This is a genomic window from Carboxylicivirga linearis (assembly GCF_018271995.1).
Taxonomy (GTDB): domain Bacteria; phylum Bacteroidota; class Bacteroidia; order Bacteroidales; family Marinilabiliaceae; genus Carboxylicivirga; species Carboxylicivirga linearis.
Genome location: NZ_JAGUCO010000002.1, coordinates 452,496 through 464,133 on the forward strand (window position 1 = coordinate 452,496; position 11,638 = coordinate 464,133).

An 11,638-nucleotide genomic window follows, 5' to 3' on the forward strand; every position below is an offset into this window, starting at 1 on the left:
CCTATTAGTTTAAGGATTCAAACATTGCTTTACTTTCTTCTGTATTCTCTGTACTTCCGGTTAAACGGGCAAACACTTGCTCCAGTGACGAGTTGTCTAATTTTAACTCTTCAAAAGTACCATCAGCAATTACCACACCATCATTAATAAGTACAATGCGATCTGATATTTTTTCTACCACATCCATTAAATGAGAGCTGTAAAAAATGGTTTTACCTTGTTCGGCTAATTTGGTAAGCATTTCTTTAACTAAAATAACCGAATTGGCATCTAATCCCGACAAAGGCTCATCTAAAAAAATAATGTCGGGATTATTGATAATTCCGGCAATAATTAAAATTTTCTGACGCATCCCTTTCGAAAAAGAATCCATCCTTTGATCGGCATATTCAATCATACCAAAGAACTTTAGCAGACTATCGATTCGTTCTTTTGTTTTTACCTCAGGTATTTCAAATAATGTTGCTAAAAGAGAAAGGTATTCATTTGGCGTTAGTGTTTCGTAAATTGCTGAAGTTTCGGGTACATAACCAATTTTTGATTTTATCTCCATTTCATGATCTCTAAGGTTCAAGCCATTCACCTGAATATCTCCTTCAAAATCTTTTAATAGCCCACACAAAATTTTTACTGTAGTACTTTTTCCTGCTCCATTGGGTCCGATATAACCAATTATCTGGCCACCCTTCACCTCAAGATCAATACCTTTAAGCACTTCTTTACGATTAGTTCCTCTTCCATAGGATTTGCGCAATCCTTGAATTATAATGGCAGAATTATTCATTTAGGTAAGATTAGATTTTTAAAAGCTTAAATATAAAAAAAGGGTGCGAAATTCGCACCCTTATAAACATATTATCGTTGTATGATTATTTTGCCATTGCTCTGTCTTCATCTTTCTTAAGAGAATACTTTAATATTAAATAACCGGCAAAACCAGCAATTATTGACCCTACGAAAATTCCAATTTTTGCCTGATTCAATAAATGTGGGTGCTCTTCAAACCCTAATGAGGCAATAAAAATAGACATTGTAAAACCTATACCTCCCAGTAAAGCAAGTCCTAAAAACGACATCCATGATGAGCGTTTTGGCTTTACAGCAAATCCTAATTTAACAGCTAACCACGAAAAGAAGGTAATACCGATGGCTTTTCCAAAAACAAGACTAAACGCAATGGCTAAGGATAGAGATGTAAAAATCTCTTCTCCTCCTTCGTGAGTATAAAGACTTACACCGGCATTTGAAAGAGCAAAAACAGGTAAAACAAATAAACCTATAAAACCATGAAATTGGTGTTCTAAACGCTGTAGCGGACTTTGCACCTTACTTACACTGTACTCAACATCATTTATGGCATACAACTGCTCATCGGTTAATACTCGATAGTTATTACTTCTGTCGGTGTTTGAAAAACGATGAACTCCATTTTTAATTCGATCTATAAAATCATCCACTTTTACTTTTGGACGTGCTGGAATAGTAAAGGCAATTAATACTCCAGCAATAGTACAATGAATACCGGATCCTGGACCATCAACACCTGACATCAGGAAGAAATACCAAATAATAAAACCTAGAAATGTATACAGTTTTAAATCCTGAATATTTTTTAGGTTAGCAATAACCAATACGGCCAATAAAATACCAGCGATTAAAAGATAGGTCCAGTTTAAATCACCACCATAAAAGACGGCTATAACCAAAACTGCTCCCAGGTCATCAACAATAGCCAATGCTGTTAAAAATACTTTTAAAGCCAAAGGCACTCGTTTACCCAACATGGCTAAAACACCCAAAGAAAATGCTATATCGGTAGCCATAGGTATTCCCCATCCTTCGGCAGCATGACCATCAAATCCGAATGAGAAGTATAAAACGATAGGTATCACCATACCACCTATAGCGGCAAAAATAGGTAATGAAGCCTGTTTAAAAGAGCTTAATTCACCGGCCAGAAATTCGCGTTTTATTTCAAGACCAACCACAAAAAAGAATATGGCCATTAATCCATCATTCACCCAATGCTGCAACCCAAGCTTAACGTCAAATAATTCAGACTCTACTTCGAATAAACTATGCCAGAAATGCTCATAGCTATGATGATCAATGTTGGCCCATAAAATAGCAACAAATGTAGCTACCATAAGCATTACACTCCCACTACTTAGGAAACTTATGAATTGTTGAAAAGGATCTCCCAGCCTCCTTTGATTAGATTTTTGTTTCGTAGACATTTTTCAATAGTTGATTAGTAATTTAATTTTGCTTCATTAAGTTTATCCACTGTACCAACATCAAACCATTTATCACTATCGGCAATCTGATAACCTGCAATCTTATATCGATCAGCCAGATTAAGATAAGCCTTGATTATTGAAAATGGGCGGGATTCTCCCATCGCCTCTATCAAACTTGGTTCCACAACATGTACCCCACAAAATCCCAGTTTATGATGAATTGATTCTTCGTTTACCTTTATCTGCTCATTGCTATTTACATTCTCCCATCCTATTAAACGATAATCATTATTAAACAGCAAGTAACGCGATGTGTTACGATTCTTTACCATTAAAGTTGCATCGTTACCTGAGTTTAAATGTGAAGATATACACTTTTTTATATTTGTAGATATTAATATATCGGCATTTTGTATTATGATCGGCTTATTTGGAATAAATCTAGATTTCGCCTTTACCAAACCTCCACCCGTATCAAGTAACAAATCAGATTCATTTGAGATCAATACCTCAGCATTCCATTGATTGCTATTAATGTACTCAATAACCTGTTGTGCAAAATGATGAACATTAACAACAACTCTTTCTGCTCCTGCATTAATTACATTCTGCATAGCATACCATATTAATGGTTTGCCTTTAAATTCAACGAGTGCTTTGGGTTTATTATTGGTTAATGGTTGCAGTCGGGTTCCCAAACCCGCTGCAAAGATCATTGCGTTCATGCATTATCAGTTTACAGATATACTCGCTAACGCAATTGAAAACAATCAACGTTGAAAGAATATCTTTATTTAGGTTTTTATTTTACGTGGTTTACAAAGCTTATCCTCTTTCTTGGCGCTTGCACCACACTTTTTACATTGGTATTTGTGAGAATCTTTTACCTGATTAGGTTCGTTTTTATCCTTACACTTGGTCTTTGACATCTTTCGGTTATTTACGCTTCATATCCTGTTCGACATGCTTCAACTCAACCTTTACTTTGTATTTATTGAGTAGATGAGCACTTAACTGTTCAGCACTAAAAACTGAACGGTGTTGTCCACCTGTACAACCAAAATTTACCATTAAATGTTTAAAACCACGAGCTATATATTTCTCTACTGATTTATCAACAATAGAATAAACATCAGTAAGAAATTCCGACATTTCGGGTTCTTTACCAAAAAATGCAATGACTTCTTCATCCTTACCTGTTTTTTCAGCATATTCAGGATATCTACCAGGATTATGAATGGCTCTGCAATCAAAAACAAAACCTCCTCCATTACCAGAAATATCAACGGGGATACCTCTTTTATATGAAAAACTGGTTATACGCACAGTTAAAACTTCTTTATCCTGAGAAATATTAATTAGCTCTTCCGACTCCGTTACATTTGTTAATGCCGTAAAAAGTGTCGGCATCTTATCTTTAAAATCAATAATAGAAAGCAGATATTTTAGATTTTCGATGGCATAAGGTATACTTTTTAGAAAATGTTCTTTCTTCTCATAAAACCCTCTAAAACCATAAGCCCCCATAGCCTGCATGATACGAATTAACACATATCCGAAATAATGCTTTTTAAACTGGTCTTTATCGATTGGTTTAATCTTATTTAATTCGTCAATGTAGTAATCCAATAACTCATTCCGGATTTCATTGGGTATATCTGCTTTTGCATCAAATAAAAGGGAAGCCACATCGTATTGCAAAGCTCCCTTACGACCTCCCTGATAATCGATAAAGTAAGGCTCTTCGTCAACTACCATTACATTACGTGACTGAAAATCGCGATATAGAAAATAATCCTGTTCTGCTTCCATTAAAAGCTCAATCAACTGATGATAATCATCTTCCAGCGATTGCTCATCAAAGGGTACGCGAGCCAACTTCAGGAAATAATATTTGAAATAATGTAAATCCCATAGCATCGACTGCTTATCGAAGGCTTTTCGGGGATAACAATAGGTGTAATCAAGTCCATTATTTCCATCTACCTGAAACCTTATCAGGCTCTTTAAAGTCTTTTTGTAAAAAGCTTTTAACTCATCCGGAAAATCGTCACCTTTTCTGATTCCCTGCAGAAATCCATACAATGTAATATCTCCTAAGTCTTCCTGCAGATACACATGATTCGATGAATCTTCACTATAAATGTCCGGAACAGCTAATCCTTTAGCTTTAAAATGTTTAGAAAATTGCAGAAAAGCAGCATTCTCTTTCTCATCAGCATTGTATACCCCCATGGCTGTTCTATCTCTTCCGGTAATACGATAATACTCACGATACGACCCTGAAGGAGGGAGCATAACAAACGAACGGGCCTCTTCTCCGGCCCATTTCTCAAACATATCTATTAATAATAGCTTTGTATTCTTTTCCACAATTTCTAAGTCTTTTAATTCGGAAACCAGGATATTTTAATCCAGGTAAAAACAATTACCAGTATTAAAGCCGGTAACATATTCATTACTTTTAATTGTTTTATCTCTAAAATATTAATTCCCAAGCCAATTAGCAATATACCACCAACAGATGTTAATTCAGTTACAATCTGCTGAGCAATAAAATCGCCTAACCAATAGGCTAAGAGCGTTATACCTCCTTGATAAATAAGCATAGGAATAACCGAAAAGGTAACACCAATACCCATGGCTGAAGCAAGCGCCATTGATGAAAATCCATCCATCATTGATTTGGTTAACAATACCTCCGATCCATTACCTAACCCTTCGTCTATGGCTCCCACAATAGTCATGGCTCCCATACAAAATAATAAAAATGAAGTAACTAATCCATCAGAAAAGTGTGGATTGCCAATTTTAAATATACCTTTTATTTTTCCCGATATTCGTTCTGTATTCTCATCAATATGTAAGACTTCACCAATAATTGTACCTACAATAAGGCTAAATACAATAACCAGCATTTCATTCCCCTTTAATGCCATAATAATACCAATGACAACAGTAAATAAACCAAGAGCCTGAAATACACTTTTTACAATTCGCTGTGGCAACCGTGTTCCCACAATAATACCAACAGTACTGCCTATTAATACAGCGATAACATTTACAATTGTACCTTGTAGAATCATTGAAAAAATCAATTATCGTATAAAAGTAAAAGAATGTATTCAATAATAAAATTCACATTCTATAAGCTGTTTGTAATATTTGCATCACATGATAAAACTCAGCTTTTGTAAGCACCAAATATTCAGCTAATAAATTATATTTGTTAGCAACCTTTGATGAAGTTTAAACCAAATAAAATCTAGCATTTATGACCAAGAAAATGACTCCCGCTGATTATATCGAAAGGGAAAATAAGTACGGTGCCCACAATTACCATCCACTTCCCGTAGTTCTGGAAAAGGGCGAAGGCATCTATGTTTGGGACGTAGAAGGGAAACGTTATTTCGATTTTCTGTCTGCCTATTCTGCCGTTAACCAAGGCCATTGCCACCCAAAAATCATTAAAGCACTTACCGACCAGGCAAAAGATTTAACCTTAACATCAAGAGCTTTTTACAGCAGTGTTTTAGGTGAGTTTGAGGAATATGTAACCAACTATTTTGGCTACGACAAAGTATTGCCCATGAATACAGGTGCTGAAGCTGATGAAACAGCTTTAAAACTATGCAGAAAATGGGCCTATGAGAAAAAAGGGATTCCTGAAAATGAAGCTAAGATTATTGTATGTGCCAACAATTTTCATGGACGTACTATCACTATTATTTCCATGTCAACCGATCCGGATTCATATAAAGGATTCGGCCCCTTTACTCCAGGATTTGTAACCGTTCCATACAACGATTTGGAGGCTTTAGAAAAAGAGCTGGAAGACCCTAATATTGCAGGATTTTTAGTAGAACCCATACAAGGTGAAGCCGGTGTGTTTGTTCCAGACAATGGTTTTCTAAAAAAAGCGCATGAGATGTGCAAAGCCAAAAACGTTTTGTTTATGGCTGATGAAGTACAAACAGGAATTGCCCGCACAGGTAAATTACTAGCCTGCGATCATGAAAACGTTCGTCCTGATGTTTTGATTTTAGGGAAGGCCATCTCTGGAGGTGTATTTCCGGTATCAGCCGTACTGGCCGATGACGACATTATGCTGGTAATAAAACCTGGTGAACATGGTTCAACATACGGAGGTAATCCTTTAGGATGTAAAGTTGCTATAGCTGCATTGGAAGTAGTTAAAGACGAAAAACTAGCAGAAAACGCAGAACGCTTAGGTAAGATTTTCCGAGAAGAGATGGAAAGCACCAACTCCGACATGATTGAATTAGTTAGAGGTAAAGGTTTACTAAATGCAGTTGCCATCAAACCTAAAAATGGTAAAACAGCCTGGGATGTTTGTGTTGCTATGAAAGAAAATGGTTTAATCGCCAAACCTACTCATGAGCATATTATTCGCTTTGCTCCACCATTAGTAATTAATGAAGAACAGCTACGCGAAGCCATTGCCATTATAAAAAATACTTTGACTCAGTTTGAATAAATTGGATTACAACATAGAAAGTTAAAATTCTCGTACATATAAAAGGTGCTATCTATGCACCTTTTTTTTCATTTGTTAGTTTGATGTGACCAGCAACGAAGCCAATAAAAAACCGTTGACAGACCAAACTTAAAGCTTAAAAGACATGGTCAAAATATTTACCGATGATTTTGGGGCTCGAGAAGCGGTGGTCAAATCTTATACATACCCTTTTCTTGCAAAAAAAGCAGTCGTAAAATATTTAACGAACCTACTTTATCGATAAAAAGCCACCGTCATAACTTTTACGAACACATTTAGCCGTTATTATTCCTTGGTAAAAAAATACACGCAGACTTTTTAATGATGAAAAACGTTCGTCAAAACTTTGACGCTTACTTTTCAGATCATGATGCATACGTCATCGTTTTATAACTTACTATCCCTGATTCGCCTATTGATATTTCATCTTAATAATAGTTCAAATCAGCTATCAATATGGATGCATTGTCAAAAACTGCATTATTATTCATTTCTTCATTGTATATTTATTGAGTACATTTAAGTATCAGCACCAAATTATTGTTAAAAAACAGAAAGCATGGCAGATAAAGAAACTTATATGGCCCTTCTTAAAGAGCAGATGCTTCAGATTGATCAAAAGAATTTTGACCTTAATTCCTGGAAAAAAGCAACAGGTTTAGTAGTTGAAGGATGCTTTGGAGCTAACTCTCCGCATATTAAATCCATTGAAAACATCAATTATGAATACAATAGCTGGGTACTTCGTGATGAGTCGGGAGTTACCGATCCGGTAAAAACTACCTGTAAGAGCATCTTAAAAATTATTATAAAACAGCTTGAAATTAGTGATATCAACACTTCATCATCTCAAACAAATGCAGAGTTAGAATTTGTATGGTTACCTTTTGAAGATGAATTAACTGGTGCTTCTTCCAAAAAGCTTAAACAACTGATTATTGACTCAAAGACATCAAAAGAAAACATAGAAAAATTTTTGAAAGATTTGCCCGGACAAACCGCTATTGATATTTTAAACAGTATTATTACTTCAACTGAATTCAAAAACTGGTTGGGTAAAAAAGAGTAAAAAAAGACGATGATAACATATGCTTATGTAGACAATTATCTACACGTTACCCCTTCTAAAGAAATTAATTACCTGGACTTAGTTGATTTTTTGATGGATTTTTCAAAAATGGAGGCATTGCCAGATGAAGTAAAAGTTTTATTTGACCTGAGAAATGCTCATTTAGATTTGCATCTGGACGACATAAACAAACTGTCATCTTTAGCAGAAGAATTAACGAAGAATGTACAATCTATTCGTACAGCATTTATTGTTGAAGATCCTAAAGTAACTGCTTATACAATGCTTTACTCTTGGATGCCCAAAGATGACAGGTTACTTCGCGAACATTTCTCAACTGAACAAGCTGCTATTGAATGGCTAAATAAAAAAGAACGGATATAAAAAAAACCGCTTTCGCGGTTTTTTTTATTTGTATGTGTGCAATATTGTTGCCCCTGTATAAATAATTTACTTGAAAACTTTATAAATTATTTTTAACCTTCAAATCCATCAGCTCTCTTGCTAATTTCTGCTCTCTTTTCAAGGCAGTTTTTCTATGTTTTTCAAACTCCTCCTCAACTTCCGTCAACCTCTCTTTTGTTTCCTTTGTGACAGCATGACTACGCTTGAATAAGAAAAACAATATGGCAGACAAACCAATTAATACAAAAATAAGTCCCCACATTACGGAGTTATATAGAGTTTTCTCTATTTCCTGTCCTAAAAAAGCCATGCTGTTTTTACTGGTTGTTACAGCTTCCAACTCTTTTTGTACATTAGTTAGATTTGTTTCCAACTCATTTTGGGTAGCTTTTAGCTCATTTATCTCTTTCTCGTTGGTATTAATTTCTGTTTTAAGGTTTGAAATACTATCCAGCGAACTCTTTTTTAAAGCCATCATATGCCTATATCTTACAACCTTAAACTGTTCATAGGTATTTGACTTTTCTATTACATAATCAAACTGATCATTTATAGATGACTGTTTTAATACGTCCTCATCCTGAGCTGCTAATGGGGAAACACAAACAATAGTGATTAAAATAACAATGTACCGTCCAATCTTTCTCATCTCATTTTTTTTACCATTCAATAACTTTCTTAATTATTAGGTCAACGCTACTCTTGCCGGCAATATTGTGTGATTATGCCATTTTTGACCTTTATTAAAGAATTTAATCAAATTTATCAATAAAATTAAACTATAAAAAGCGAAAGAGCCCCCAAATGGAGGCTCTTTCTATATTTAAATATCTTTTCTTACAATTACATTCTTTCAGGTACATCAATTCCCATCATCCACATACCATTTTTAATAACCGTTCCAACACTTTTACACAAAACTAATCTCATTGCACGTTTTGCTGTATCCTCCTCAACTGCAATAGGTGATTCGTGATAAAACTGATTAAATTCCTTTGCCATATCGTAAACAAAGTTGGCAATTAAAGCCGGACTATAAACTTTACCAGCCTCAGCTACTATTGCCGGAAAGTTAGAAATCATCTTCATTAACTGAACTTCTTTCTCAGTTAACTCTACATCAGTTCCAGCTTCTTCAGGTATAATAATTCCCTTTTCTTGTGCTTTACGGCCAATTGATTGAATACGCGCATACGTATATTGAATAAATGGTCCGGTATTTCCATTAAAATCAATCGATTCTTTTGGATCGAAGGTCATATTTTTGCGAGGGTCAACCTTGAGGATAAAATACTTTAACGCACCCAAAGCAATAGTTTTATAAACCTGTTCAGCTTCTTCTTCGGTATAACCTTCCAGTTTACCTAACTCTTTCGACATTTCGCGCGCTGTATCAATCATGTCTTTCATCAAGTCATCCGCATCAACAACTGTTCCTTCACGAGACTTCATTTTACCTTCAGGTAATTCAACCATACCATAGCTGAAATGAACAAGATCTTTTCCCCATTCTAACCCTAATTTATCTAATAAAATGGCTAAAACTTTAAAGTGATAGTTTTGCTCGTTACCTACCACATACACCATCTTATCAATTGAGTAATCATCGTAACGAAGTTTAGCCGTTCCGATATCCTGAGTCATATAAACACTAGTGCCATCTTTACGTAACAACAATTTTTCATCTAAGCCATCATTTTGAAGATCGGCCCAAACACTATTATCGTCACGGCGATAGAAAACTCCTTTATCAAGACCTTCCAACACCATATCACGCCCCGTTTTGAATGTGTCTGATTCGTAATAGATTTTATCGAAATCAACCCCCATCATTTTATAGGTCTCGGCAAAACCGGCATAAACCCATTGGTTCATCATTTCCCACAAACCATAAACTTCTTTGTCGTGCGACTCCCACTTAAGTAACATCTCACGAGCTTCAGCCATCAATGGTGATTGTGTCTCAGCCTCTTCCGTAGTAGCTCCTTTTTCGATTAATTCAGCTTGCTCCTTCTTGTATTCCTGATCGAACTTCACATAAAAATCCCCAACAAGGTGATCGCCTTTTTTACCTGTTGATTCAGGAGTTTGACCTTTACCCCACTTTTGCCAGGCTAACATCGACTTACAAATATGAATACCCCGATCGTTAACAATGTTCGTTTTCACAACATTATTACCGTTGGCAGCAACAATACGAGATAAAGCAAATCCTAATAAGTTATTACGGATATGCCCAAGGTGAAGCGGTTTATTGGTATTAGGTGATGAATATTCAATCATCACCAATGGAGAATCGTCTGTAGCGGCCATCTTCCCATGATCAACATCCTGAACCAATTGGTTTAACAAACCTAACCAATAAGCATGCGAAAGTTGAATATTCAAAAAGCCTTTAATTACTTCAAAAGCCGAAACTTCTTCACAATCATTAATTAAGTATGATCCAAGATCCTCACCCGTTTGTACAGGATTTTTCTTAGATACCTTTAAAAGAGGGAACACTACAATAGTATAGTCTCCCTTCATATCTTTGCGGGTTAATTGCAACTGAACACTTTCTTCAGCTATTTCGGCCCCGTATAATTCTTTAACAGCCTTGGCAACAGATGCCTTTATGCGATTCTCAATTACCATTTTCAAATTTGTTATGAGTATGCTAAATTTTCGAATTCGCAAAGGTAATAAATTAACGCCAACTCTTTAACATTTACATAAGATGATAAGGTAATAGTAAACTTTTAAAGAGCAATCTATAATCCTAAATCAAATTCAATAGGAATCTTATATTCACTTAATAAAGCCCGACCTTCGTGAGTTGCAGGAAAAAAATGCCAGTCTTTCGGTATTCTGCGTGCTGCTTTTATTACTGCTTGATCAAGGTCTGAGTGTAATTTCTCAGAAATATAGAAACCGTAGATTTCACCATCCTCATTAATCTGAAGAGTAAGCACAACTCTTCCTGTAAGCTCTTCTGCTATAGCTTTTTTAGGATAAAAAACATTTTGAACCATAAAAAGATATGGTACCATTTGACTACCTTCAAAAAAACACGGGGTATTAAATCGTGACGTCTCAGTTATACGTTCTCCTCCAATTCTGGTTATTACCTTACTATCGAAATCATATTCGTAATCAAGAATTTTATTAAAACTATAAAACTGCCATTTACCTACCTTTTCACCATTTTTATATTGACCTTTCTCAACCAAATTATCTTTGTAAAACAGTTGGTAAGAGCCATTTCGCAATCCATCTTCTGACTCGATAAATTTAGATTGCAACAAACCTTCATCTCGGGTAACTTCCTTACCTTGTGCACTAATAGTCATTGAAACTATTAACAAAAGCTGGATCATCACTATTTTTCTACACATCTTCATCATTCCTATAACGAACAAAAGG

At 35.3% G+C, this 11,638-nt stretch carries 12 protein-coding genes; 3 read left to right on the plus strand and 9 right to left on the minus strand.

The features are described from left to right. Nucleotides 1-4: 4 nt before the first annotated feature. From KEM10_RS05170 to KEM10_RS05190, 6 genes are all read right to left on the minus strand, one after another. Nucleotides 5-784, minus strand: a complete 780-nt coding sequence (locus KEM10_RS05170; protein ID WP_212214348.1) for an ABC transporter ATP-binding protein — start codon at nt 782-784, stop codon at nt 5-7. 85 nt (nt 785-869) lie between these two features. Beyond that, nucleotides 870-2,237 (minus strand): Na+/H+ antiporter NhaA, encoded by a 1,368-nt coding sequence (gene nhaA, locus KEM10_RS05175; protein ID WP_212214351.1) that lies wholly within the window; start codon nt 2,235-2,237, stop codon nt 870-872. A 14-nt stretch (nt 2,238-2,251) separates the two neighbouring features. Further along, nucleotides 2,252-2,965 (minus strand): nucleotidyltransferase family protein, encoded by a 714-nt coding sequence (locus KEM10_RS05180; RefSeq protein ID WP_212214353.1) that lies wholly within the window; start codon nt 2,963-2,965, stop codon nt 2,252-2,254. A 69-nt stretch (nt 2,966-3,034) separates the two neighbouring features. Further along, on the minus strand, nt 3,035-3,169 hold the full coding sequence (locus tag KEM10_RS24505) for a hypothetical protein (RefSeq protein ID WP_262897912.1): 135 nt from the start codon (nt 3,167-3,169) through the stop codon (nt 3,035-3,037). Between the two features lie 7 nt (nt 3,170-3,176). Next, nucleotides 3,177-4,613, minus strand: coding sequence for a RapZ C-terminal domain-containing protein (locus tag KEM10_RS05185; protein ID WP_317196633.1), 1,437 nt, complete (start codon nt 4,611-4,613; stop codon nt 3,177-3,179). A 14-nt stretch (nt 4,614-4,627) separates the two neighbouring features. Continuing rightward, on the minus strand, nt 4,628-5,326 hold the full coding sequence (locus KEM10_RS05190) for a DUF554 domain-containing protein (RefSeq protein ID WP_212214355.1): 699 nt from the start codon (nt 5,324-5,326) through the stop codon (nt 4,628-4,630). A 188-nt stretch (nt 5,327-5,514) separates the two neighbouring features. On the opposite strand from KEM10_RS05190, the gene rocD reads away from it, so the two are divergent. The 3 genes from rocD (at nt 5,515) to KEM10_RS05205 (ending at nt 8,212) form a co-directional block, all read left to right on the plus strand. Continuing rightward, nucleotides 5,515-6,738, plus strand: a complete 1,224-nt coding sequence (gene rocD, locus KEM10_RS05195; RefSeq protein WP_212214357.1) for an ornithine--oxo-acid transaminase — start codon at nt 5,515-5,517, stop codon at nt 6,736-6,738. A gap of 580 nt (nt 6,739-7,318) precedes the next feature. Then, the gene (locus KEM10_RS05200; RefSeq protein ID WP_212214359.1) at nt 7,319-7,828 is read left to right on the plus strand and encodes a hypothetical protein; all 510 of its coding nucleotides are present in this window, start codon (nt 7,319-7,321) and stop codon (nt 7,826-7,828) included. A gap of 9 nt (nt 7,829-7,837) precedes the next feature. Further along, on the plus strand, nt 7,838-8,212 hold the full coding sequence (locus KEM10_RS05205) for a hypothetical protein (RefSeq protein ID WP_212214361.1): 375 nt from the start codon (nt 7,838-7,840) through the stop codon (nt 8,210-8,212). A gap of 79 nt (nt 8,213-8,291) precedes the next feature. On the opposite strand, the gene KEM10_RS05210 is transcribed toward KEM10_RS05205, so the two are convergent. The 3 genes from KEM10_RS05210 to KEM10_RS05220 all read right to left on the minus strand — a co-directional run bounded on the left by KEM10_RS05210 (nt 8,292) and on the right by KEM10_RS05220 (nt 11,610). Next, entirely contained in the window at nt 8,292-8,882 is a 591-nt protein-coding gene (locus KEM10_RS05210) for a tRNA (guanine-N1)-methyltransferase (protein ID WP_212214363.1), read from the minus strand. 194 nt (nt 8,883-9,076) lie between these two features. After that, a complete protein-coding gene (gene argS, locus KEM10_RS05215; protein WP_212214366.1) occupies nt 9,077-10,870 on the minus strand; it encodes an arginine--tRNA ligase in 1,794 nt (597 codons plus the stop codon). A gap of 116 nt (nt 10,871-10,986) precedes the next feature. Next, nucleotides 10,987-11,610, minus strand: coding sequence for an energy transducer TonB (locus KEM10_RS05220; protein WP_212214369.1), 624 nt, complete (start codon nt 11,608-11,610; stop codon nt 10,987-10,989). Nucleotides 11,611-11,638: the final 28 nt, after the last annotated feature.

Bases quoted from the DNA above. Each gene is read 5' to 3' on its own strand.
- KEM10_RS05170 (WP_212214348.1), bottom strand. From the start codon at position 784: ATGAATAATTCTGCCATTATAATTCAAGGATTGCGCAAATCCTATGGA.
- nhaA (WP_212214351.1), bottom strand. From the start codon at position 2,237: ATGTCTACGAAACAAAAATCTAATCAAAGGAGGCTGGGAGATCCTTTT.
- KEM10_RS05180 (WP_212214353.1), bottom strand. From the start codon at position 2,965: ATGAACGCAATGATCTTTGCAGCGGGTTTGGGAACCCGACTGCAACCA.
- KEM10_RS24505 (WP_262897912.1), bottom strand. From the start codon at position 3,169: ATGTCAAAGACCAAGTGTAAGGATAAAAACGAACCTAATCAGGTAAAA.
- KEM10_RS05190 (WP_212214355.1), bottom strand. From the start codon at position 5,326: ATGATTCTACAAGGTACAATTGTAAATGTTATCGCTGTATTAATAGGC.
- rocD (WP_212214357.1), top strand. From the start codon at position 5,515: ATGACCAAGAAAATGACTCCCGCTGATTATATCGAAAGGGAAAATAAG.
- KEM10_RS05200 (WP_212214359.1), top strand. From the start codon at position 7,319: ATGGCAGATAAAGAAACTTATATGGCCCTTCTTAAAGAGCAGATGCTT.
- KEM10_RS05205 (WP_212214361.1), top strand. From the start codon at position 7,838: ATGATAACATATGCTTATGTAGACAATTATCTACACGTTACCCCTTCT.
- KEM10_RS05210 (WP_212214363.1), bottom strand. From the start codon at position 8,882: ATGAGAAAGATTGGACGGTACATTGTTATTTTAATCACTATTGTTTGT.
- argS (WP_212214366.1), bottom strand. From the start codon at position 10,870: ATGGTAATTGAGAATCGCATAAAGGCATCTGTTGCCAAGGCTGTTAAA.
- KEM10_RS05220 (WP_212214369.1), bottom strand. From the start codon at position 11,610: ATGTGTAGAAAAATAGTGATGATCCAGCTTTTGTTAATAGTTTCAATG.